This window comes from Nonomuraea mangrovi (assembly GCF_042681425.1).
Taxonomy (GTDB): domain Bacteria; phylum Actinomycetota; class Actinomycetes; order Streptosporangiales; family Streptosporangiaceae; genus Nonomuraea; species Nonomuraea mangrovi.
Map to the genome: position 1 here is coordinate 311,602 of NZ_JBHUFV010000061.1, position 24,307 is coordinate 335,908.

Genomic DNA, 24,307 nt, shown 5'->3' on the forward strand with positions numbered 1-24,307 from the left:
ATGCGGCAGGATCGCAAGAGTGACCGAACTGCACTACCTCACCGCCACCGAGATGGCCCGCCTGCTGCGGGCTCGCGAGGTGAGCGCCGTCGAGCTGCTCGAGGCCCACCTGGCGCGCGTCGAGCAGGTCAATCCCGCCGTCAACGCCATCGTGACGCTGGTCGCCGAGCGGGCGCTCGACGAGGCGAAGGCGGCCGACGCCGCCGGGCCGAAAGGCCCGCTGCACGGCGTGCCCGTGGCACACAAGGATCTCGCCGACACCGCGAACATCAGGACCACGTACGGCTCGCCGCTGTTCGCCGACCACGTCCCCGCCAAGGACGACCTGCTGGTCGAACGGCTCAGGAAGGCCGGGGCCATCACGGTCGGCAAGACCAACACACCCGAGTTCGGCACCGGCTCCCACACCGTCAACGAGGTGTTCGGCGCCACCCGCAACCCCTACGACCTGTCGAGGTCGGCAGGCGGCAGCAGCGGGGGCGCGGCGGCGGCGCTGGCCACGGGGATGGTGCCGCTGGCCGACGGTTCGGACATGGGCGGATCGCTGCGCAACCCGGCGAGCTTCTGCAACGTGGTCGGACTGCGCCCGACGCCGGGCCGCGTCCCCGACATCTCCGACACCGCGGCCTGGTACACGCTGGCCGTCTCGGGGCCGATGGCCAGATCGGTCGAGGACCTCGAGCTGATGCTCTCGGTGATGTCGGGATTCGACCCTCGCTCGCCGTACTCGATCAAGGAGCCGTTCGCTCCCGATCCCGAGACCTCCGTGAAGGGCCTGCGGGTGGCCTTCAGCCCCGACCTCGGCGGGCTGCCCGTCGACCCCGAGACCGCGGCCGTGACCGCGTCGGCGGTCACGGTGTTCGAAGGGCTCGGCGCCCGCGTGGAGCAGGTGGATCTCGACCTGTCCGACGCCGACGACGCCTTCAGGATCTACCGGGCCTGGTACTACGCGCTGAGCTTCGGCGACCTCGAGGGGTTGGGCGCCAACACCGCGTGGAACGTCGAGCAGGGCCGTAAGGTCACCGGCGCCGACCTGGCGCGCGCCGAGAAGCTGCGCAGCGGCCTCTACCAGCGCATGGCCGCCTTCTTCGACACCTATGACGTGCTGATCGCGCCGGTCAGCCAGGTGCCGCCGTTCCCCGTCGAGCGACCCTACGTCGACGAGATCAACGGCGTGAAGCTGCCCGACTACCTGTCCTGGATGCGCTCGGCGTACTGGATCAGCGTCCTGCACGCCCCCGCGGCGTCGGTTCCCGCGGGTTTCACCTCTGCGGGGCTGCCGGTGGGGGTGCAGATCGTCGGCCGCCCGTTCGCCGACGCCAGGGTGCTGCGCGTGGCGCGCGCCTTCGAGCAGGCCACCGGGTACGGCACGCGCCGCCCCGGCCTATAGCCGGTCGATCTCCCCGTACGTCTGGCGCAGCGGCGACTCGCGGTAGGCCACCACGGCCTCCATCGTCCCGTACAGCCCGACCGCGACCAGGGGCCAGGTCACCAGCACGCCCTTGGCGGTCAGCGCGAGCGCGCCGGCGACCACCTTCACGCCAGGACCCGCGGCGGCGGCCTCCACCGTGACCGCGCCGAGGGTGAAGGTGGTGCCGACCCACTGCGTGACGAAGGCCGCGATCCCACTGCCCGCCGCCAGCCCGAGCAGCACCTCCAGGCGTTTGTCACGTGCCAGGTTCCAGGCCACGACCGCGCAGGCGAGCGCGAGGCCCCCGGTGATCACCGCGTACCACCCGTCGGCGGCGATGAGAGCCTGGGTCGAGGGGTCGGCCAGCACCACCTCACCCGCGGCGACCGCGTACGGCGCGCGCGGCGCGAGCAGGGACCACGCCAGGCCCGCGGGAACGCCGAGGGCGGCCAGCGCGAGAACGGTCACCGCGAAAGCCCGCACATGCCCCACCAGGCCACTCCCCCTCACAAGTGTGTCCGAACCTGCTCGATGGTATCCCCCGGCTAGGCTCGTGCCGTGATTGAAGACAAGGTCTGGCTGATCGAACCCTCCGGTCCGCTGCGTGGCGATGTGGAGGTCCGCGGATCCAAGAACGGCGTGTCGAAGCACATGGTGGCGGCCATGCTCGGCACCGGCGAGAGCTCCATCCACAATGCCCCCGAGGTCGGCGAGGTCGGCATCACAGCGGCGATGCTCGAAGCGCTCGGCATCCATGTGGAGATCACGAGCAAGGAGATCAGGATCGCGAAGGGGCAGGAGATCAGGCCCCGCGTCCCCCACGCCTTCAGCGGCCTGAACCGCATCCCCATCCTCATGCTGGGCCCGCTCCTGCACCTGGCCGGTGAGGCGTTCGTGCCGCTGGTCGGCGGCGACCCCATCGGCCGCAGGCCCGTCAACTTCCACGTCCAGGCGCTGCGCTCCATGGGCGCCGAGGTCGAGGTGGCCGAGGACGGCATCCACGCCAAGGCCACCAGGCTGCGCGGCGCCAGGATCGAGCTCCCCTATCCCAGTGTCGGCGCGACCGAGACGATCCTGATGTCGGCGGTGCTCGCCGAGGGCAAGACCGTGATCAAGAACGCGGCCATGGAACCCGAGGTCGTGGAGCTGGCGCTGTTCCTGCAGCGGATGGGCGGCAGGATCGAGCTTTCCCCCGACCGGCGGATCGTCATCGAGGGCGTGCCGGAGCTGCACGGCGCGCAGACCTGGCTGGCAGGCGACCGCATCGAGGCCTTCTCCTACCTGGCGGCGGGCCTCATCACCAGGGGCGAGGTGCGCGTGCACGGCTGCCCGCAGGACCGCCTGGTCACCGCGATCACCACGCTGGCCAGGATGGGCGCCCAGTTCGACATCAACGACGACTACATCTGCGCCACCGCGCCCCCCGAGGGGCTGCGCTCGGCGGCGGTGCAGACCGACACCCATCCGGGGTTCATGACCGACTGGCAGACGCCGCTGATGGTGCTGTTCACCCAGAGCCAGGGCATGTCGGTGCTGCACGAGACGGTCTTCGAGAACCGCCTGGTCTACGTGCCCGCGCTGCAGCAGATGGGCTGCGAGATCGAGGTCTTCGACCAGTGCCTCGGCGGGCCGGCGTGCCGCTACCACGACACCAACGCCAAGCACTCGGCGGTGGTGCGCGGGGTGTCCAAGCTGAGCGGCGCGGACGTGATGCTGCCCGACATCAGGGCGGGATTCTCCGCGGTGCTGGCCGCGGCGGTGGCCGACGGGCCCTCCAGGCTGCGCGGCGTCCAGCACATCGAGCGTGGCTACCACCGCCCGTTCGAGCAGTTCGGTTCGCTCGGGCTGAACCTCCAGAGGGAGGGCTGACAGCGGCGGCGATCACGCCATGGTCGCGTTTGCTGTTCGCAAAGGCTGTTGAAGCAGGCGTTTGACCACCTTCCTCTCGTCGCAGATCATCTAAGTGACTGTGCTCAAATCCCTCGCCGGCCTCGGCATGGCGGGGGCGATCGGCGGCGTGCTGGCCGCGGCGGTCGCGGTCCCGACCGTCGGCGGGGCCGGAATCGCCGTGCGTGACGCCGCCACCACCTTCACCGACCTGCCGCCCGCGCCGCGAGAGGAGCCGCTGTCCCAGCTCACCACGCTGCTGGACAGGACCGGCAAGGTGTTCGCCCAGTTCTACGAGGCCAACAGGACGCCGGTGACGCTGGACCAGGTCGCCCCGGTCATGCGCAAGGCCATCGTGGCCATCGAGGACGCCCGCTTCTACGAGCACGCGGGCCTGGACATCAAGGGCACGCTGCGCGCGGTCATCACCAACACCCAGGCGGGCGGCATCAGGCAGGGCGGCTCGTCGCTGACCCAGCAGCTGGTGAAGAACATCCTGGTCGAGAACGCCACGACGGAGAAGGAGCGGGAGGCGGCCCGCGCGCCGAACCTCTCCCGCAAGCTCAGCGAGCTGCGCTACGCGCTGGCGATGGAGGACAAGTACCGCAAGGACGAGATCCTCGAGCGATATCTCAACATCGCCTACTTCGGGGCGGGCGCCTACGGGGTCGAGGCCGCGGCCAGGCGCTTCTTCTCCACCACGGCCGCCAAGCTCACGCTGGCGCAGGCGGCGACGCTGGCGGGGGCGGTGCGCCTGCCGTACACGACCGACCCCGCGCTGGGGCCGGAGCGGCAGGCGCGGCTGCTGGAGCGCCGTGACATCGTGCTCGACCGCATGGCGGGCCTGAACATGATCTCCAAGGAGACGGCGGCGGCGACCAGGCGGCTGCCGCTCAACATCAGGCTGCGGCCCGAGCCCGGCGGGTGCGCCGAGAGCGAGTTCCCCTTCTTCTGCCTCTACGTGCAGCGGGAGTTGCTCACCAACCCCGCCTTCGGCGACACCTCGCTCGAACGGCAACGCCGCCTGGCCAGGGGCGGGCTCGTTCTGCGCACCACCCTCGACCCGCTCGCCCAGCGGGCCGCCGAGCGGGCCATCAGGGAGCGGGTCCACGCGGGCGACAGCGAGGTCGCGGCCGAGGCGATGGTCGAGCCTGGCACAGGGAAGATCAGGGCGCTGGCGGCCAGCAAACGGTTCGGCCGCAACCCCGACAACAGGAACAACGGGCCGAGGACCACCTTCAACCTGCCCGCCGACGTACGGCACGGCGGCGGGATGGGGCTGCAGGCGGGCTCGACGTTCAAGGTGTTCACCCTGGCCACGGCGCTCAAGCAGGGCTGGCGTTTCGGCCAGGGCTTCATGACGCCCGGCGAACTCGTGCCCTCCGAGGGTTACCGGAACTGCGCGGGCAAGCCGGTCAACGCGCCGAGGGCGACGATCTACAACGCCAGCGGCGAGGGCAAGGGCGGCCCGCAGAGCATCGAGACCGGCACGTGGAACTCGGTGAACATCTTCTACATGATGCTGGAACGCAAGGTCGGCCTGTGCTCCGTGGTCGAGACGGCCAGGTCGCTCGGCGTCGCCAGGGCCGACGGGAAGCCGCTGCGCGAGGTGCCGACCTTCACACTCGGCGTCAACGAGATGGACCCGCTCACCGTCGCCGCCGCGTTCGCCGCCTTCGGCGCCCGCGGCCGCTACTGCCGTCCCCAGGCGATCGTGGACATCACCGACAGGGAGGGGCTGCGCACCGCCGTACGGCCGGCCTGCGCGCAGGCGCTCGATCGGGGCGTGGCCGACGCCGTCAACCACGTGCTGTCAGGGGTGTTCACCAAGGGCACGATGAAGGGCCAGAGCATCGGCAGGCCCGCGGCCGGCAAGACCGGCACCAACAACGGCTACACCTCGGCCTGGTTCGCCGGCTACACCCCCGACCTGGCGGCGGCGGTGAGCGTCGGCGACATCCGCGGCTCCTACCGCTACCCGCTGCGCAACGTCACGATCGGCGACGAGTCGTACGGCCAGGTGCAGGGCGCGTCGCTGCCCGGCCCGATCTGGGTGGACTCGATGGAGTCGGCGCTGCGCGACACCAGGGAGACGTCCTTCACCCGGCCCGACATGTCCCGCTTCGGCGGTGGCCACACCCCTGGCCTGGCCAAGGCGGAGGCCGCGGCCCGCCGCACCGAGATCCACCGTTTCTTCAGGCAGTACCGCGAGCGCTATCGCCGCTTCTACAGGTGGATGGACAGGTACGGCGGCCCCTACCGCCGCCCCCGCCGCTGAGTCCCCGACCGGCCCGGGCGGATGGCGCCCACGACCCGGGGACGGGAACGGACGGCACCCGCCGGCCCGGGCGGATGACCCCGCGACCAGGGCGGCCGGGCGTCAGCCGCCCAGACAGGCGGGGCCGAGCAGTTGCTTGAGGTCGCCCATGAGGGCAGGGGACTGGGTCACCCGCAGGCGGTCCTCCACCCGCATGACCGTGGTCTTGGGGCCGTTGTGCACCTGGAGGTGGACCTCCGAGGTGCCGGGGTGGGTGGTGAGGATCTCCTTCAGCCTGCCCACCACCGGCGGCGTGCACCGGCTCAGCGGCAGGCTGACCAGGAGCGGGCCGCCCGCCTCCTGCGTGAGGTCGGGCGCCGTCACCTCCATTGCGATGATCTTGGCGACGTCCTCGCGCTTGTCGATGCGGCCCTTGACGAAGACGATCGCGTCCTCGGCCAGGATCGTCGAGCACAGCTGGTACGACGAGGGGAAGATCATCACCTCGATCGCGCCTTCGAGGTCCTCCAACTGGGTCAGCACCCAGGTGTCACCCTTCTTGGTGACCTTGCGCTGCACGCCCGACAGGATGCCGCCGACCGTCACGACCTGGCCGTCGGCACGGCTCTCGTCCTGCAGGGCCGCGATCGAGCAGTCGGCGCCCGAGGCCAGGATGTGCTCCACGCCGAACAGCGGGTGGTCGGAGACGTACAGGCCGAGCATCTCCCGCTCGAACTGCAGCAGGGTGTTCTTGTCCCACTCGCCGACCGGGATCTGCACGTCGAAGGTCTGGTCCTCGCCGCCTTCGACCGCCCCGAACAGGGAGTCCTGGCCGATGGCCTCGTTCTTCTTGATGTCGATGATCGCGTCGACGGCCTGCTCGTGCACCATGACCAGGCCCTTGCGGACGTGGCCGAGGGAGTCGAAGGCGCCCGCCTTGATCAGTGACTCGATCACCCGCTTGTTGCAGACGATCGCGGGCACCTTGCGCAGGAAGTCCTTGAAGTCGCCGTAGCGGCCCTTCTCCTTGCGCGCGGACAGGATGCCGTCGACGACGTTGCCGCCGACGTTGCGGATGGCCGACAGGCCGAAGCGGATGTCGGTGCCGCGGGGGGTGAAGTCGAAGTCGGAGTCGTTGACGTCAGGCGGGAAGACCTTGATGCCCATGCGCCTGCACTCGTTGAGGTAGAGGGCCGACTTGTCCTTGTCGTCCTTGACCGAGGTGAGCAGCGCGGCCATGTAGGCGGCCGGGTAGTTGGCCTTGAGGTAGGCGGTCCAGTACGCGACGAGGCCGTAACCGGCGGTGTGGGCCTTGTTGAAGGCGTAGTCGGAGAACGGCAGCAGGATGTCCCACAGGGACTTGATGGCAGCGGCGGAGAAGCCGTTGTCCTTCATGCCCTTCTCGAAGAACTCGTACTGCTTGTCCAGCTCGGACTTCTTCTTCTTGCCCATGGCGCGACGCAGCAGGTCGGCGCCGCCGAGGGAGTAGCCGGCGACCCGCTGGGCGATGGCCATGACCTGCTCCTGATAGACGATCAGGCCATGGGTCGTGTCGAGGATGTCCTTGAGCGGCTCTTCCAGCTCGGGGTGGATCGGGGTGATCTCCTGCTGGCCGTTCTTGCGCAACGCGTAGTTGGTGTGCGAGTTGGCGCCCATCGGGCCGGGGCGGTAGAGCGCGAGGGCGGCGGAGATGTCCTCGAAGTTGTCGGGACGCATGAGACGCATCAGCGAGCGCATGCCGCCGCCGTCGAGCTGGAAGATGCCGAGCGTGTCACCGCGGGCCAGCAGTTCGTAGGTCTTCGCGTCGTCGAGCGGCAGGTCGAGCAGTTCGATCTGCTCACCGGTGGTGAGCTCGATGGCCTTGAGACAGTCGTCGATGATCGTGAGGTTGCGCAGGCCCAGGAAGTCCATCTTCAGCAGGCCGAGCGTCTCGCAGGTCGGGTAGTCGAACTGCGTGATGATCGCGCCGTCGGAGTCGCGGCGCATGATCGGGATGTAGTCGGTGAGCACCTCGGAGGACATGATGACGCCGGCGGCGTGCACGCCGGTCTGCCTGATCAGGCCCTCCAGGCCCCTGCCCAGATCCATCGTCGACTTGACGTCGACGTCCTCGTCGTAGAGCCTGCGCAGCTCACCCGCCTCCTGGTAGCGGGGGTGGTCCTTGTCGAAGATTCCCGACAGGGGGATGTCCTTGCCCATCACCGCGGGCGGGAACGCCTTGGACACCCTGTCGCCCAGGGCGTAGGGGTAGCCGAGGACGCGGCCCGCGTCCTTGATGGCGGCCTTCGCCTTGATGGTGCCGAAGGTGGCGATCATGGCGACCTTGTCGGCGCCCCACTTCTCGGTGACGTAACGGATCACGTCGGCACGCCTGCGCTCGTCGAAGTCGATGTCGACGTCGGGCATGGACACGCGCTCGGGGTTGAGGAAGCGCTCGAAGATCAGCCCGTGCGGGATGGGATCGAGGTCGGTGATGCCGAGCGCGTAGGCGACCAGCGAACCGGCGGCCGAACCACGGCCAGGGCCCACTCTGATGCCGTTGTTCTTGGCCCACATGATGAAGTCGGCGACCACGAGGAAGTAGCTCGGGAAGCCCATCTGGATGATGACGCCGAGCTCGTTCTCCGCCCACGCGCGGTGCTCCTCGTCGACCCCCGCGGGGAAACGCCGCTCCAGGCCCTTCCACACCTCCTGGCGGAAGTAGGCCTCCTCGCTCATGCCGTCGGGGATGGGGAAGGTCGGCATGAGGTTCTTGTGCGTGAAGAACCCCGTCGGGTCGACCTTCTCGGCCACCAGCAGCGTGTTGCGGCAGCCCTCGGCCCACAGGTCGGAGGAGTCGACGGCGCGCATCTCGTCGGCCGACTTGATGTAGTAGCCGGAGCCGTCGAAGCGGAAGCGGTCGGGGTCGGACAGTTGCTTGCCGGTCTGGATGCACAGCAACGCGTCGTGGGAGGCGGAGTCGGACTCGTAGGTGTAGTGCGAGTCGTTGGTGACCAGCGGGGGGATGGCCAGTTCCTTGCTGATCCTGGTCAGCCCGTCGCGGACCCTGCGCTCGATGTCGAGCCCGTGGTCCATGATCTCCAGGAAGTAGTTGTCCTTGCCGAAGATGTCCTGGAACTTCGCCGCCGCCTTGACGGCCTCGTCGTACTGGCCCAGGCGCAGCCTGGTCTGCACCTCGCCTGAGGGGCAGCCGGTGGTGGCCATGAGGCCGTCGGCGTGCTCGGCGAGGATGTCGGCGTCCATGCGCGCCCACTTGCGCACGAAGCCCTCGGTGTAGGCGCGCGAGGACAGGCGCATCAGGTTGTGCAGGCCCGTCTTGTTGCGCGCCCAGATCGTCATGTGGGTGTAGTAGCCACCCGCGGAGACGTCGTCCTTCTTCTGGTGCGGCTCGCCCCACAGCACGGGCTTCTTGTTCTGCCGCATCTCGGGGGCGACGTAGGCCTCGATGCCGATGATGGGCTTGATCCCGGCGGCGGTCGCCTGCTTGTAGAAGTCGAAGGCGCCGTGCATGTTGCCGTGGTCGGTGATGGCGATGGCGGGCATGCCGAGCTCGCCGACCTGTTTGAACATCTGCTTGAGGCGGGCGGCCCCGTCCAGCATGGAGTACTCGGTATGCACGTGCAGGTGTACAAACGAGTCGCTGGACGACATGGAGCGGCGCCTCCTCGATCGAGACCGGATGTGCAGGCTTCGAGCCTAGTGGTCCGCACCGACTTTTCCGGCCGCCGCCGCCACCCTTTGACGAGGTGTACGGCCTCGGCTACAGACTGCACGGCGCGCCCCCGAACCGCCCTCCGGCCTGCACATATATCGTTTCCGTGACGAAGGAGACACGGTGTGCGCGCAGCTTGAAGAGGGGTACTCCCACGCCCTCGGCAACCGCCAGGTCCAGATGATCGCGATCGGCGGCGCCATCGGCGTGGGGCTCTTCCTCGGCGCGGGCGGACGCCTGGCCGCGGCGGGCCCCGCTCTGGTGCTGTCGTACGCGGTCGCGGGCCTGGCCGCCTTCTTCGTCATGCGCGCTCTCGGCGAGCTGGTGCTCTACCGGCCGACCTCGGGCTCCTTCGTGGAGTACGCGGGCGAGTTCGTCGGCCCGTGGGCCGCGTTCACCAGCGGCTGGATGTACTGGATCAACTGGGCGTTCACCGGCATCGCCGAGCTGACCGCCATCGCCACCTATGTCAACTACTGGGCGCCCGGCTTCCCCCAGTGGCTCACCGCGCTGATCGCGCTGGTCTTCGTGCTGGTCGTCAACCTGCTGTCGGTGCGGGTCTTCGGCGAGCTGGAGTTCTGGTTCGCGCTGCTGAAGGTGCTGGCCATCTGCGCGTTCCTGGTCGTCGGCCTGTTCCTGGTGATCACCGGCGCGAACGTGGGCGGCACGCAGGCGGGTGTGGCCAACCTCACCGCGCACGAGGGGTTCTTTCCCAACGGCTTCCCGGTCGTGCTCATGAGCCTGCAGGCGGTGGTCTTCGCCTACGCCTCGATCGAGCTGGTCGGCATCGCCGCGGGCGAGACCAGGAACCCCGAGCGGGTGATGCCGAAGGCGATCAACGGCGTCGTGTGGCGCATCGCCGTCTTCTACGTGGGCTCGATCGTCCTGCTGGCGATGGTGCTGCCCTGGACGCTCTACAGCGCCGACGAGTCACCGTTCGTGACGGTCTTCGCGAAGCTGGGCGCGCCGTGGGCGGCCGACGCGATGAACCTCATCGTGATCACCGCCGCCACGTCCTCCTGCAACTCGGGCCTGTACTCCACGGGGCGCATCCTGCGGGCGATGGCGCTCAAGGGCGAGGCGCCGTACTTCACCGGCAACCTCAGCTCCCGCCACGTGCCCTATGGCGGGATCCTGATGACCGCGGCGGTGTTCCTGGGGGGCGTGGGGCTGTTCTACTTCGTGCCACAGCGCGCCTTCGACATCGCCACCGCGGTCGCCTCGCTCGGCGTGATCACCACGTGGGGCACCCTGGTGTACTGCCAGCTGCTGCTGCGGCGCACCGGGCACCGCTCGAGCTTCGCGATGCCGGGCACGCCGTACACCAACTGGTTCACGCTGGGCTTCCTCGCGCTGGTGGTGGTGCTGATGGCCTTCGCCGACGAGGACCAGCGGGTCGCCTTCTTCCTCATCCCCGTGCTCGCGGTGGCCATCGCCGCCGGCTGGAAGGTGGTCAGCTCTCCTCGGAGAGGTGAAGGCCCGCTTCGATGACCGCGTTCATGATCGGCGTGAGGCGCTTCACACCGAGCCTGGGAGCGCGTTCGGCCATCCTGGCCACGAGCTGACGCTCCCGCTCCATGTCGCGGCCCGCGAAACCGCCGACGGGCTTCAGCGACTGGACGACGCCCGCCAGCTCCGCCCGCCGTTCGAGCAGGGTGGCGAGGGCGGCGTCCACCCTGTCGATGGCGGCCCTGGCCGCGGGCAGCGTCGCGGGTGTGTCGTGGCCGGCCAGGGCGCTGAAGAGCGTGACGGCCTCGCGCACCTGCGCGACCTCCTCCTCATCGGCCGACGGCGACAGCAGCAGGCCGTCCGCGCCCGCCACGATGGCGGCGCCCGCCAGGGACGGGTCGGCGGAGACGTCGGCCAGCACGGGCCGTCCCGAGCGCGCCTTGGCCGCGCGCAGCAGCGACAGGTCGAGGGCCAGGTGCCCCGTGTGCGTGCGGGTGCCGCTCTCGCACAGAACCACCTGGTCGTTGCCCTCGGCCACGCAGTAGTCGGCGATGGCGAGCCATTCCTCAAGGGTGGCCGCATGGCCGCGCTGCACGAGCACGGGCAGCCCGAGCCTGGCCACCGCGCGCACCAGCTGGAAGTCCTGCATCCACGCCGCCCCCACCACCACGCCCGCCGCGCGCTCGGCTATGGCGGGCAGGTCGTCGGCCGAGAAGGGCTCGACGAACAGGGGTCCGTCGAGCACGTCTTCGGCCCGCACCCGTCCGTGGTGCGGGCGCAGGCTGATCCATCTGGTGATGAGAGGACGCGTTTCGAGGGTGGAAGACATCTCGATCCCAACGCTCAAGCCGGTCCGAGCGGAGCCGGCGTTCTCCAGGAAAGAAAAAGGGCGAAGACCTCGGGGTCTTCGCCTGTCGCCGGCTCCAGGTGGTCGCTACCGCATGACCGGCCCTCCGGGAGCCGGCTCGATAAACGTGTAGCGAGGAGTCATGGATCTAAGACTACACGGGTCGCTGCTACCCGATCCCTATGGGAGTATTTCTAGGCTTAGAAGGGGGTTTGAGGCCGTTGATGTCGGATGGACAGCAGCACGCCGGACGCCGCGTCGCCGGTCGGTACCACCTGAAGGAGCCAATCGGACGAGGTGGCATGGGCATCGTCTGGCGTGCCCATGACGAGCTGCTCGACCGCGAGGTCGCGGTCAAGGAGGTCCGGTACGCGGCCGTGCTCGGCGACGAGGTGCAGCTGCTCAACCGCCGTACCATGCGCGAGGCGCGCGCGGCGGCGAGGTTCACCCATCCGAACGTGATCGTCGTCCACGACGTGATCGAGGAGGACGACCGGCCGTGGATCGTCATGCAGCTGGTCCCCTCCCGCTCGCTGGGGCAGGTGATCAAGACCGAGGGACCGCTGCCGCCCAGGAAGGTGGCCGAGATCGGCCTGGCCGTCCTGGAGGCGCTCAAGGGCGCGCACGACGCGGGCGTGCTGCACCGTGACGTCAAGCCGGAGAACGTGCTGCTGGCCGAGGACGGCAGGGTCGTGCTGACCGACTTCGGCATCGCCACACTGGAGACGGAGACCGCGCTGACCATGACGGGCCTGGCGGGTACGCCGGCCTTCATCGCGCCCGAGCGGCTCAAGGGCCTGCCCGCGCGGCGCGAGTCGGACCTGTGGTCGCTGGGCGCCACGCTCTACACCGCGGTCGAGGGCAAGGCGCCGCACGAGCGCGGCATGGCGATGGCGACCATGATGGCCGTGCTCAACGACGACGCCGCGCCCGCGACCAAGGCGGGGCCGCTCAAGCCCGTCCTGGACGGTCTGCTGGCCAAGGAGCCCGTCCAGCGGCTGACCGTCGACGAGACCGCCAGGATGCTGCGCAGGATCATCGGGCAGGCCCAGAACGAGACGGTCAGGGTCGAGCGCCCGCCCGTCGTCGTCGATGTGAACGTGGACGACACGCCCACCGACCCCAGCCTGCCCGCGATCGCGCCGCCTCCCTCGGTCAGGCCCGCCGCCAGGAAGCCGTCCGTCCCCAAGCCCAGGCCTGGCACGGCGAAGCCGGCCGCGTCCGCCGCGCCCAAGCCGCAGGCCGCGCCGCCCGAGCCCGTGCCCGAGGTCGCCGCGCCCGCGCAGCCCACCGCGGCCATGCCGCCCGCGGTGGGCGAGGCGCCCTCCGAACTCTTCGAGACGGGCATGCGCCTGCCCGAGACGCCCACGGCGGCGTCGGCGGACAAGCCCGCCGTACGGCGTGCGCTCCCCTTCGTCGCCGTCGCCATCGCGATCCTCGTGGTGGGCGGCGTCGCAGGACTGCTCGGCCTGCGCTCGGCGGGGAACGAGGACCCGCGCACCTCGAACGAACCCACGGAGAAGGTGACCACCACGGTCACCGCCACGGCGACCGCGACGACCGCCGCCGCCCAGCCCTCGGCCTCGGCCACCCCTTCGGCGACCCCCTCGGCCTCCTCCTCGGACCCCGCGGCCGCGCTGCCCGAGGGCTGGCGGATGTACAAGGACAAGGAGATGGGCTTCTCCGTCGGCCTGCCCCCGAAGTGGGAGGAGTACCAGCGCAAGGGCAACCAGGTCTACTTCCGCGGCCCCGGCGCCTCGTCCAACTCCTACCTGATGATCGAGGAGGCCTCGAACCCGGGCGACGACCCCTACGGCGACTGGAAGAAGCAGGAGCCGAGCGCCAAGCACGGCTTCGGCGGCTACAGGCTGCTCGACATCAAGAAGGTCGACTACATGAAGGCCGCCGCCGACTGGGAGTTCATCTGGAACACCAACACGGGAGAGACCAGGGTGCGCAACCGCGGCTTCGTCACCGACAACGGCCGCGGCTACGCGCTCTACTGGCACACGCTCAACGAGAACTGGAAGCGTGACCTGCGCTTCTTCGACACATTCGCGGCGACTTTCAAACCCGCCAAGTAGGCTTCGCTGGTGCGCGTCGGCAACAGGTACCGCTTGATCGAGTCCATCGGCGAGGGCGGCATGGGCATCGTCTGGCGCGCCCACGACGACCTGCTCGACCGGACGGTGGCGATCAAGGAGGTCCGCTACACCGGCATCGGCGAGCAGAAGCGCGCCCAGCTCAACCAGCGCACCATCAGGGAGGCACGGGCGGCGGGCAGGCTCGACCATCCGAACGTGATCGTCATCCACGACGTCATCGAGGAGGACGGCCGCCCCTGGATCGTGATGCAGCTCGTGCGCTCGCGGTCGCTGGCGGAGACGATCAGGCAGCGGGGTCCGCTGCCCGTCCCCGAGGTGGCCAGGATCGGCGGTGCGGTGCTGGGTGCACTGCTGGCCGCGCACGCGGCGGGCGTGCTGCACCGCGACGTGAAGCCGGAGAACGTGCTGCTGGCCGAGGACGGCAGGGTCGTGCTGACCGACTTCGGCATCGCCGCCGTGGACGCGGAGGCGGGCCTCACCGCGACGGGCAACCTGGTGGGCACGCCCGCCTACATGCCGCCCGAGCGGCTCAACGGCCTGCCCGCCACGCCGGCCTCCGACCTGTGGTCGCTGGGCGCGACGCTGCACACGGCCGTTGAGGGCGGCGCGCCGTACCAGAGGGACTCATGGGCGGCGACGGTGGCGGCGGTGCTGCGTGACTCGCCCGAGCCGCCGCGCCTGGCGGGGCCTCTGGCCCCGGTGATCACGGGACTGCTCCAGCGGGACCCCGCGACGCGGATGGGCGCGCAGGAGGTCATGGCCAGGCTCGCGGCGCTGGAGTCCGCAGGGCATGCCGTGGCCGAGGCCCGGCCCCGCCCTCAGGGACCCGACGCTCCCGCGACGCTGGAGCGGCCGGTGAAGCGGCGCTCCCCGCTGCTCTGGGCCGTCCCCAGCATCCTGCTGGCCGCCGGACTCGCAGGCGGCGGCGTCTGGCTGGCGATGCGGCCGGCCCCCTCCGACACCGCGCCGCCCACGTCCGCCCCCACCACCGCTCATGGAACGACGACGGCGAGCGGGAGCGCGACCCCCACGAAGAGCGCGCCGCCCACCACGGCTCCGACGCCCGGCGGGACGGCGAGCTCGGGCGAGTGGCGGCTGCTCACCAGCAGGCTGGGGCGCTTCTCCGTCTCCGTGCCGCAGGGATGGAGCGCGAAGAAGATCGCCGATCGCGACAGCGTCATCGTCACGGGGCCGGGCGCGCCGGGCGCGCTGATCATCGAATGGACCGAGGCAGAGGACCCGGTGAAGGATCCCGTCGAGGCCTGGCGGCGTCTGGAGAAGGAGATCCAGGCCAAGGGCGAGTTCACGGACTACAAGCGGGTGGGCATCCGCCCCCTCACCTACCTCGGGATGCCGGCCGCCGACTGGGAGTTCACCAGGAGGAAGGGCGAGGAGATCATTCACGTGGTCAACCGCGGCTTCCGGCTGGCCGACGGCAGGCCGTACGCCGTCTACTGGGAGACGCCCGAAGCCTCGTGGCGGGAGGGCCTGCCGTACTTCGACAGGTTCGTGGAGACTTTCCAGCCCACGTGAGCTCCGGCGATTCCGGGGTAGTCCGTCCTTCATGTCCGAATCTTCGGCGATCATCGGCGGGCGCTACCGGCTTATCAAGACCATCGGGCGCGGTGGGATGGGCACGGTGTGGCACGCCCATGACGAGGTGCTCGGCCGGGACGTCGCCATCAAGGAGGTGGTGCCGCCTCCCGACCTGACGGGGCCCGAGCGCGAGGTCTTCACCGTGCGCACCCTGCGGGAGGCCAGGGCCGCCGGCAGGGTCGCCCACCCGGGCGTGGCGACCGTCTATGACGTGGTCGAGGAGTCGGGCCATCCGTGGATCGTGATGGAGCTGGTCCGTTCCAGGACGCTGGGCGCCATGGTGCGCGAGGTCGGGCCGCTCGAACCCGCCAGGGCGGCCGCCATCGGGCTGGAGCTCCTGGCCGCGCTGCGGGCCGCGCACGCCGCGGGCGTGCTGCACCGTGACGTCAAGCCGGACAACGTGCTGCTGGCCGAGGACGGCAGGGCCGTGCTGACGGACTTCGGCATCGCCACCACGGACGGCGACGCCCCCGTGACCAGGACCGGCGTCCTCCTCGGCACCCCCGCCTACATCGCGCCCGAGCGAGCCGCGGGAGGCGTCGCCGAGCCCGCCTCCGACCTGTGGTCGCTCGGGGTCACGCTCTACACGGCCGTGGAGGGGCACTCGCCCTTCCAGCGCGGTCATCCGCTGGCCACCATGGCGGCGGTCATGCACGAGGAACCGCTGCCGATGTCGGCGGCCGGGCCGCTGGCGCCCGTCATCTGCGGGCTGCTGCGCAAAGACCCGGGACGGCGCATGAGCCTGGACGAGGCCGAGCGGCGGATGCGCATGATCGTGCTGGGCATCGCGCCCGAGTCGACCGCGCCGGTCCCGATCGGCGGCGCTCCGCCCCTGCCTGCCGTACGGCGGGCCGCGGGGCGCGCGGGCGGCCGGGAGCGGCGGGCCCGGCTGGTCGCGCTCGCCGTGGCGGCGCTCGCGGTGGCGCTGGTCACCGGCGGGATGGCTTGGATGTCGAGCCGCGACCCTGGGCCCGAGAGCCGGCAGCCGGCCTCCGTGCCCCTGGTGGTCAGCACCCCGTCGGCCACCTCAGCGCCGCCGCCGTCGCCCGAGCTGACGCGCGAGGGCACAGGGCAGGGCAGGAGCACGGGCACCTACGACGGGCGCCCGGATGGCTCCCCTGCCACGAGCGACTCGGCACCGAACGAGAAGCGCTCCCAGCGGCCCTCCCCCGACAGCCCTTCTCCCACCAAGCCGAAGGAGAAGACGTCACCGCCGGTCACCGACACAGGGAAGCCGTCCGACGAGCCAGGACAGGTGGATCCGGACGACGGCCAGGGACAGGGCCAGCGGCGGACCCGGGAGGACCAGGATCAGCAGGACCTTGGCCGGGAGGACCAGGATCAGCAGGACCTTGGCCGGCAGGACCCGGGCCAGGAGGCCCAGGGCGAGGCCGAGATCGAGGGCTGGTCCTAGGACTCCGCCCGCACGGTGTCGAGCGCCTTCTGCAGGTCGTCGGGATAGTCGCTGCTGAAGGACATCCAGTCGCCGCTCGACGGGTGCTCGAAGCCGAGCGCGACCGCGTGCAGCCACTGCCTGGTCATCCCGAGCCTGGCAGCCAGCGTGGGGTCGGCGCCGTACATCATGTCGCCGACGCACGGGTGGCGCAGGGCCGCCATGTGGACGCGGATCTGGTGCGTCCGGCCCGTCTCCAGCTTGATGTCGAGCAGCGACGCCGCCCTGAACGCCTCGACGGTGTCGTAGTGGGTCACCGAGGGCTTGCCGCCCGCCACCACCGCGAACCTGCCGTCGCCCGACGGGTGCCGGTCGATGGGCGCGTCGACCGTGCCCCTGAACGGGTCGGGGTGGCCCTGGACCAGAGCGTGGTAGCGCTTGTCGACCGTGCGCTCCTTGAAGGCGCGCTTCAGCACTGAGTAGGCGTGCTCGCTCTTGGCCACGACCATCGCGCCCGTGGTGTTGGCGTCCAGGCGGTGCACGATGCCCTGCCGTTCGGCCGCGCCGCTGGTGGCCACCGTGTGGCCGGTGCCGAGCAGGCCCCCGATCACCGTCGGCCCCGTCCACCCCACGGTGGGGTGGGCCGCGACGCCGATCGGCTTGTTGACCACGACGATGTCGTCGTCCTCGTAGATGATCGTCATGCCGGGGACGGGTTCGGCCACGGGCATGGGCGTGGTGGGCGGCGGCGGAAGCGTGACGTCGAGCCACGCGCCGGCGTGCACCCGATCGGACTTGGCGGCCTCGGAGCCGTCGACCAGGACGTCGCCCGAGCCGATCAGCTCGGCCGCGCGCGTGCGGGAGAAGCCGAACAGCCTCGACAGGGCCGCGTCGAGCCTCTCCCCCTCGAGTCCGTCGGGGACGGGCAGACTACGCTGTTCAGCCATTCTTGGCGGACACCTCCCTGGTGCCGTCGATCTGGTAGCCGCGCCAGGCCAGGAACACCGCGACGATGCCGCCGCACACGATCATCGAGTCGGCGACGTTCCACACGGGGAAGTGCCCGGGGAAGGTCTCGATGAAGTCGACCACGTGACCCTGCAGCTGACCCGAGGCGGGACGGCCGAAGCCGGCGGGATAGCGCAGCAGCCGGTCGGTGAGGTTGCCGAGCGCGCCGCCGAGCAGCATGCCCAGCGTGATCGCCCAGGGCAGGCTGCGCAGCTTGCGCGCCGTGCGCAGGATCGCGACCACCACGCCCGTGGCCACCAGGGTGAAGACGAAGGTCATCCCCGTGCCGATGCTGAAGGCGGCGCCCGAGTTGAAGATGACCCGGAACTGCAGCAGGCCCGGGATCACCACCAGCGGCGGCTCGCCTTCCAACGTCCGCAGCACCAGCGTCTTGGTGAGCAGATCGAGCCCGTAGATCACGACCGCGATCAGCGCGAGAAGGCCGATCAGGCGTCGCCCGACCGGCCTCGCACCTACCTCGCCGCCAGCCCTCAGCGGCGCTCCTCCCGCTGCTTGCATGTCACGCACAGCGTCGCCCTCGGGAACGCCTGCAGCCGCTCCTTGCCGATCGGCTTGTGGCACGATTCGCACACTCCATAGGTCCCTGCGTCGATCCTGGCGATCGCACGTTCGTTCTGCGCGACCAGGTCGCGTGTGTTCAGGGTAAGGGCGATCTCGCGTTCGCGCTCATAGGTCTTGGCCCCTGCGTCGGCCTGGTCGTCGCCGGCGCCCTGCGTGACATCTCCAGACGCGATCTCGGACTCGTGCCGCAGGATGTCCGCCTCCAGCTCGGCGATCTCCTGTACGAGCGCGTCGCGCACCTCGGCCAGCTCCTCTGCCGACCACATCGAAGGGGTCGTGGTCTGCGTGACTGCCGCCATGGCTGCCTCCATGCTGATCAAGGCTCAAACGGTGCGGGCAGCTTAGGCCGTGGATAACGACTCGGCAAACGACCCGCCGTACGTATTACCCCTCCCGTACTATCCCGCCTCGACCAATCAACTCCTCACCATAAGCATCCATTCCCGGTTCTTTGTCGCCATTTGCTCCGATGGATAGCGGGAAGCAGGCAGCCTCCACTCTGCGTTATGGTTTTAGCCTGCAAGGCGTTGACGGAGCCCTGTGACGGACATCACAGGGAGATCACTCCCGAGCCGCCGGAAGAACGGCTCGCCTGAGCTCACTAGACCCGGCCGCAGACCAAATGAAGTGGGTCCCTCCGGGGGTCAAGAGGGGTGGTACCGCGGAGCCGTGCGGCTTCGTCCCTTCACACCGTCACACCGAGTCTGACATGTGGAGGTCCCGCCCGAGATGTCCCACTATTTCCGCTCTCTACCCGCGCAGGTCGACCTGCCCGCGCTCGAGCGTGAGGTGCTCGACCGATGGCGGGACGGGAAGATCTTCGAGCGCTCCATCGAGCAGAACGAAGGCGCCCCCTCCTGGGTCTTCTACGAGGGCCCGCCCACCGCCAACGGCCTGCCGGGCGTCCACCACGTCGAGGCGCGGGTCTTCAAGGACCTCTTCCCCCGTTACAAGACCATGCGCGGCTTCAGCGTGCCGCGCAAGGCCGGATGGGACTGCCACGGCCTGCCTGTCGAGGTGGGCATCGAGAAGGAACTCGGCCTCACGGGCAAGAAGGACATCGAGGCGTACGGCATCGCCGAGTTCAACGCCAAGTGCCGCGAGTCGGTCCTGCGCCACGTCGACGCCTTCGAAGAGCTGACCGAGCGGATGGGCTACTGGATCGACCTGTCCACGGCCTACCGGACGATGGACCCCGACTACGTCGAGTCCGTCTGGTGGTCGCTCAAGGTCATCTTCGACAAGGGCCTGCTGTTCCGCGACTTCCGCATCACGCCGTACTGCCCGCGCTGCGGCACCGGGCTGTCCGACCACGAGCTGGGCCAGCCCGGCGGCTACGAGACCGTGTCCTCGCCGTCGGTCTACGTCAGGATGCCCGTCACCTCGGGCCCGCTGGCCGAGCTGAACGCCTCGCTGCTGATCTGGACCACCACGCCGTGGACCCTGGTGTCCAACACGGCCGTGGCCGTCCACCCCGAGGTGACCTACGTCGCCGCCCGCACCGCGGACGGCGAGGTGCTGGTCGTCGCCGAGCCGCTGCTGGCGCAGGTCCTCGGCGAGGGCTTCACCGAGGTCGCCCGCTTCACCGGCCGCGAGCTGGAGCGCACCTCCTACTCCAGGCCGTTCGAGCTGGTCGACATCCCCGGCGCGCACTACGTGGTCCTGGGCGACTACGTCACCGTCGAGGACGGCACCGGTCTGGTCCACCAGGCTCCCGCCTTCGGCGCCGACGACATGACCGTCTGCAAGACCTACGGCATGCCGATCGTCAACCCGATCGGCCCCGACGGCCGCTTCCTGCCCGACGTCCCGATGGTGGGCGGCACGTTCTTCAAGGACGCCGACGAGGAGCTCACCGCCGACCTGCGCGCCCGCGGCCTGCTGTTCCGCGGCGGCCACTTCGAGCACAGCTACCCGCACTGCTGGCGCTGCCACACCCCGCTGCTCTACTACGCGCTCCCCGCCTGGTACATCCGCACCACCGCGGTCAAGGACCGCATGCTGGCGGAGAACGAGAAGACCAACTGGTACCCCGAGACCATCAAGTGGGGCCGCTTCGGCGAGTGGCTGCGCAACAACGTCGACTGGTCGCTGTCCCGCTCGCGGTACTGGGGCACGCCGCTCCCCCTGTGGGTGTGCTCGGAGGACGAGTCGCACATCACGTGCGTGGGCTCGCTCGAGGAGCTCGGCTCCTACGCAGGCCAGGAGCTGTCGGCGCTCGATCCGCACCGCCCCTTCGTGGACGACATCGCCTTCCCGTGCCCCTCGTGCGGCGCCGAGGCGCGCAGGGTGCCCGACGTCATCGACGCGTGGTACGACTCGGGTTCGATGCCGTTCGCCCAGTGGGGCGCCAAGGGCAAGCCTGAGGGCGTCTATCCGGCGCAGTTCATCTGCGAGGCGACCGACCAGACGCGCGGCTGGTTCTACTCCCTCATGGCGGTCGGCACGCTGGTCTTCGACCAGTCCTCCTACGAGAACGTGCTCTGCCTCGGCCTGATCCTGGCCGAGGACGGCCGCAAGATGAGCAAGCACCTGGGCAACGTGCTGGAGCCCATCTCGCTGATGGACGAGCACGGCGCCGACGCCCTTCGCTGGTTCATGGCGGCCTCGGGCTCGCCGTGGGCGGCCCGCAGGGTCGGCCACAACGCGCTGGAGGAGATCGTCAGGAAGGTCCTGCTGACCTACTGGAACACCACCTCCTTCTTCACCCTGTACGCCAACGCCGAGTCGTGGTCGCCCTCCCTGGCCGCCGAGGCGCCGCCCGTCGCCGAGCGCCCGCTCATCGACAGGTGGGCACTGGCCGAGCTGCACAGGACGGTCGCCGAGGTGTCGAGCGCGCTCGACGCCTTCGACACCGTGCGGGCGGGACGCAGGCTGGCCGAGTTCCTCGACGACCTGTCCAACTGGTACGTCAGGCGCTCGCGCCGCAGGTTCTGGCAGGGTTCGCCCGAGGCGTTCGCGACGCTGTACGAGTGCCTGGAGACCGTCACCAGGCTCATGGCGCCGATCACGCCGTTCGTCACCGACTACCTGTGGGACGTGCTGCGCGGCGTCGACGCGCCGTCGTCGGTCCACCTGACCGCCTGGCCCGAGGTGAAGGAGGAGCTGCTCGACCCCGAGCTGTCGGCCCAGATGGCGCTGGTGCGGCGGCTGGTGGAGCTGGGCCGCTCGGCCCGCGCCGCCTCGGGCGTCAAGACACGGCAGCCGCTCGGCAGGGCGCTCGTGGGCGCGCCCGGCTGGGCGGGGCTCACCTCGGAGCTGCGCGACCTGATCGCCGACGAGCTGAACGTGCAGGCGCTGGAGGACATGTCCGGCTTCAGCTCGGACCTGGTGTCCTTCACGGTCAAGCCCAACTTCAGGTCGCTCGGCAAGCGGTTCGGCTCGCAGACCAAGCTGGTCGCCGCGGCCGTGTCCGCCGCCGACGCCGCGACGCTGGCGGCGACGCTGCGCGCGGCAGGCGCCGTCTCGGTCGAGGCGGGCGAGCTCGGCACGGTCTCGCTCACGGCGGACGAGGTGATCGTCACCGAGCAGCCCAAGTCGGGATGGGCGGTGGAGACCGGCGCCGTCGACACCGGCACCGGCGAGACGGTCGCGCTCGACCTGGCCATCACCGACGAGCTGCGCAGGGCGGGACTGATCCGCGAGGTCATCCGCCTGGTGCAGGACGCCCGCAAGTCCACGGGGCTGTCCATCACCGACAGGATCGACCTGTGGTGGTCTGCCGCCTCGCCCGAGCTGGCCGAGGCGCTGCGTTCGGGCGGCTCGCTGGTCGCCGATGAGGTCCTGGCCGCGAGCCTCACCGAGGGTCAGGCGGACGGCCTGCCCGTCCTGTCGGACGCCGACCTGGGGCTGACCTTCCAGCTGCGGCGCGCCTGACGAACGAAGGAGCGCGGCCCCCTCCCGCGAGGGGCCGCGCTCTTGTCATGTCCGGGCACGGCCCGCGCGCCCGCCGGAGCAAGCGTCGTGTCCGGGAACGGCCTGCGCTCGCCGGAGCAAGCGTCGTGTCCGGGCACGGCCCGCGCCCGCCGGAGGAATCGCCACGTGCGGTACGGCCCGTGCCGGTCACAGAAAGACGCCGCCGCCCGCGAGAAGTCCACGGGCGGCGGCGCCGGACGGTTGTGAGGTGCGCGTCAGCCGACGGTCTGGTGGTCGTGCATGCACACCGAGCAGGGCGTCAGCCCCTTGGCCTCGGCCTCGGCCTGGGGCATGGACAGCACCCCGCTCGCCTCGGCCGCTCTCACCAGCGGGCAGGAGGAGTTGTGGAAGCGCCTGGTGCCGCCGATCACCTTGACGATGCCGGGACGGTCGAGCCTGACGGTCTCGTTGGCGCTCTCGCCCTTCCTGGCCGGGGGCGCGCCCGCCGTGCCGCCGGGGGTCGGGGTGGGACCGGAGGCGACCGGAGGCCCGGCGCGCCCGGGTGCGGTCGCCTCCGGCTCCACCGGCTCCTTGGCCGGCGACTCGGGGCGGTCGAACCACCCTCGGCCGGATTCCGCGGGCCTGGCGCCGCCGCTGGGGCGCTCGGGCTCCGGCTCCCGTCCAGGGGTGGAGGCCTTGGCCTCGGACGGGCGGCTCACGCCCGCAGGCGGGCGCAGCCGCTGGGTCTCCCCACTGGCGGTGTCCTCGTCGGGTACGGCGCCGCCCTTCGCCGGCTTCTCGGCCGGCGCGTCGTCGCCCTTGGCGGTGGGAGAGGGAGGCCGGCCGAGGTCGGGAACGGTCGAGCCGCCTGGAGTGCCCGCCACGAGCCTGCCGGGGGCGCTGGGTGGCAGGGGCAGGCCCCCCGGCGCGGTGTCGCCCTCGTCGTCCTCAGCCCCGGCGAGGGCACTCTCAGCGCGCTCGTCCTTGGCCTGCGGGCCGTCCTTGGCGGGAGCGGCCTTGGGGGCGGGGCTCGCCTCGGGGCGCTCGGCCACCTGAGGGGATTCCGGCCGTTTGGGAGCAGGGCTCGCCTCCGGCTTGCCGGCGGGCTGGGCCGGCCGTGCGCCGGTCGTGGCGTCCTCCGGCTTTCCACCGGTCCTGACGCCTTGAGGTCTTTCGCCGCTCTTGACGCCCTCGGGCCGCTCACCGGTCGTGGCGCCTTCGGGTCGTCCGGTGGTCTTGGCCCCGTCGGTCTTCGCACCGTCGGTCTTGACGCCGTCGGTCTTGACGCCGTCGGTCTTGACGCCGTCGGTCTTGACGCCGTCGGTCTTCGCACCGTCGTTCTTCGCGCCGTCGGTCTTCGCGCTGTCGGTCTTGACGCCGTCGGTCTTGGCGTCGCCGGGATTGACGCCTTCATCGGGCCGGGACACAGGAGGCTTGCCCGGCACGCCCGCTGGGGGGCGCGGGTCGGTGCGGGACGCCGCCTCGGCGCCGTGCGCGGCCTGCGGGCCGGCGGACGGGGCGGGAGAGGCGGAGACGGGGGGACGCCCTGTGGGGGCGGTGTCCCTGGGGGGCTGGGTGGCCGCGTAGGGAGCGCGGCCCGCGGGCTGGCCCTGCCGCGGCTCGGCGGCAGGAGGAACCTGCCGCCCTCCGAGCGCGGCGTCGGGCAGGCACGTGGTGCAGGGCGTGAAGCCCTCCTCGCGCGCCTCCTCGAAGGTGAGCTCCTCGTGCTCCCGCCCACTGAGCTGGCGGCAACCCGCCACGTGGTAGCGCTTGCGTCCCGGAATCACCAGGACGATCGCGTCAGGGGAGATCCCCCTCGGCGCCCCCGCCACGGCGGGCGCGGGTCGAGGCGGCGCCCCGTGGGCGACCCCCTGCTGCGGCCTGCCCCCCGAGGGGACCGGCTGGGCAGGGGCGAGAGGTCTGGGCTGCTGCTGCGGCATCGTCGGCCCCGTGGCCGCCCCCGCGGGCGTGACCGCCGTGGGGGTGACCGTCGGAGCGTTCGCCTGCGGAGCCTGCGCCCCGGCACCACCGCCGCCGGGGAAGAGCTCATGACGCCGCAGGAACGCCCCGATCACGAGGAAGAGCGCGGACAGCACGCTGACCACGATCGACCACATGATCAAGAACGGTTCAGCCATGACGAAGCCCGCGATCAGCAACACAACCGCCGCGAGCACCAGACCGGCGCTGATGAGGATCACAGGG

Annotated in this window: 15 protein-coding genes; 8 read left to right on the plus strand and 7 right to left on the minus strand. The window is 70.6% G+C overall.

Going from position 1 to position 24,307, the window contains the following annotated elements; genetic code table 11:
- Positions 1–19 precede the first annotated feature (19 nt).
- Complete coding sequence (locus ACFSKW_RS40440; protein WP_379579224.1) at positions 20–1,390, plus strand: amidase; 1,371 nt, start codon at positions 20–22, stop codon at positions 1,388–1,390.
- On the opposite strand, the gene ACFSKW_RS40445 is transcribed toward ACFSKW_RS40440, so the two are convergent.
- Positions 1,385–1,903 carry a hypothetical protein gene (locus tag ACFSKW_RS40445; protein WP_379579226.1) on the minus strand — a complete coding sequence of 173 codons (519 nt, stop codon included), beginning with the start codon at positions 1,901–1,903 and terminating at the stop codon, positions 1,385–1,387. The two genes, ACFSKW_RS40440 and ACFSKW_RS40445, sit on opposite strands and share 6 nt — an antisense overlap.
- Positions 1,904–1,969: 66 nt before the next feature.
- Between ACFSKW_RS40445 and murA the strand changes: the two genes are divergently transcribed.
- Together murA and ACFSKW_RS40455 are read left to right on the plus strand one after the other, a co-directional pair.
- Positions 1,970–3,280 (plus strand): UDP-N-acetylglucosamine 1-carboxyvinyltransferase, encoded by a 1,311-nt coding sequence (gene murA / locus ACFSKW_RS40450; RefSeq protein ID WP_379579228.1) that lies wholly within the window; start codon positions 1,970–1,972, stop codon positions 3,278–3,280.
- Between the two features lie 94 nt (positions 3,281–3,374).
- Entirely contained in the window at positions 3,375–5,576 is a 2,202-nt protein-coding gene (locus ACFSKW_RS40455) for a transglycosylase domain-containing protein (RefSeq protein WP_379579229.1), read from the plus strand.
- Between the two features lie 102 nt (positions 5,577–5,678).
- Here the strand turns inward: ACFSKW_RS40455 and dnaE are convergent, their stop codons facing one another.
- The gene (gene dnaE / locus ACFSKW_RS40460; protein ID WP_379579231.1) at positions 5,679–9,206 is read right to left on the minus strand and encodes a DNA polymerase III subunit alpha; all 3,528 of its coding nucleotides are present in this window, start codon (positions 9,204–9,206) and stop codon (positions 5,679–5,681) included.
- A 184-nt stretch (positions 9,207–9,390) separates the two neighbouring features.
- On the opposite strand from dnaE, the gene ACFSKW_RS40465 reads away from it, so the two are divergent.
- On the plus strand, positions 9,391–10,758 hold the full coding sequence (locus tag ACFSKW_RS40465; RefSeq protein WP_379579232.1) for an amino acid permease: 1,368 nt from the start codon (positions 9,391–9,393) through the stop codon (positions 10,756–10,758).
- Here ACFSKW_RS40465 and ACFSKW_RS40470 read toward each other — a convergent pair.
- A complete protein-coding gene (locus ACFSKW_RS40470; protein WP_379579234.1) occupies positions 10,721–11,545 on the minus strand; it encodes a chorismate mutase in 825 nt (274 codons plus the stop codon). The two genes, ACFSKW_RS40465 and ACFSKW_RS40470, sit on opposite strands and share 38 nt — an antisense overlap.
- A gap of 242 nt (positions 11,546–11,787) precedes the next feature.
- Here ACFSKW_RS40470 and ACFSKW_RS40475 point away from each other — a divergent pair, with 242 nt between their 5' ends.
- The 3 genes from ACFSKW_RS40475 to ACFSKW_RS40485 are packed head-to-tail and all read left to right on the plus strand — an operon-like array spanning position 11,788 to position 16,678.
- Entirely contained in the window at positions 11,788–13,647 is a 1,860-nt protein-coding gene (locus ACFSKW_RS40475) for a serine/threonine-protein kinase (protein WP_379579236.1), read from the plus strand.
- 9 nt (positions 13,648–13,656) lie between these two features.
- Positions 13,657–15,201, plus strand: a complete 1,545-nt coding sequence (locus ACFSKW_RS40480) for a serine/threonine-protein kinase (protein WP_379579238.1) — start codon at positions 13,657–13,659, stop codon at positions 15,199–15,201.
- A gap of 31 nt (positions 15,202–15,232) precedes the next feature.
- Positions 15,233–16,678: a serine/threonine protein kinase gene (locus ACFSKW_RS40485; RefSeq protein ID WP_379579240.1), complete on the plus strand. Its 1,446-nt coding sequence runs from the start codon at positions 15,233–15,235 to the stop codon at positions 16,676–16,678.
- On the opposite strand, the gene ACFSKW_RS40490 is transcribed toward ACFSKW_RS40485, so the two are convergent.
- The 3 genes from ACFSKW_RS40490 to ACFSKW_RS40500 all read right to left on the minus strand — a co-directional run bounded on the left by ACFSKW_RS40490 (position 16,675) and on the right by ACFSKW_RS40500 (position 18,546).
- Entirely contained in the window at positions 16,675–17,604 is a 930-nt protein-coding gene (locus ACFSKW_RS40490) for an RluA family pseudouridine synthase (protein ID WP_379579242.1), read from the minus strand. The genes ACFSKW_RS40485 and ACFSKW_RS40490 overlap by 4 nt on opposite strands.
- A complete protein-coding gene (locus ACFSKW_RS40495) occupies positions 17,597–18,085 on the minus strand; it encodes a signal peptidase II (RefSeq protein ID WP_379579244.1) in 489 nt (162 codons plus the stop codon). The genes ACFSKW_RS40490 and ACFSKW_RS40495 overlap by 8 nt, the downstream gene beginning before the upstream one ends.
- Positions 18,086–18,156: 71 nt before the next feature.
- Positions 18,157–18,546: a TraR/DksA family transcriptional regulator gene (locus ACFSKW_RS40500; RefSeq protein WP_379579246.1), complete on the minus strand. Its 390-nt coding sequence runs from the start codon at positions 18,544–18,546 to the stop codon at positions 18,157–18,159.
- A 430-nt stretch (positions 18,547–18,976) separates the two neighbouring features.
- Between ACFSKW_RS40500 and ileS the strand changes: the two genes are divergently transcribed.
- The gene (gene ileS, locus ACFSKW_RS40505; RefSeq protein WP_379579248.1) at positions 18,977–22,123 is read left to right on the plus strand and encodes an isoleucine--tRNA ligase; all 3,147 of its coding nucleotides are present in this window, start codon (positions 18,977–18,979) and stop codon (positions 22,121–22,123) included.
- A gap of 254 nt (positions 22,124–22,377) precedes the next feature.
- On the opposite strand, the gene ACFSKW_RS40510 is transcribed toward ileS, so the two are convergent.
- Positions 22,378–24,303: a hypothetical protein gene (locus ACFSKW_RS40510; protein ID WP_379579250.1), complete on the minus strand. Its 1,926-nt coding sequence runs from the start codon at positions 24,301–24,303 to the stop codon at positions 22,378–22,380.
- Between the last annotated feature and the right edge of the window lie 4 nt (positions 24,304–24,307).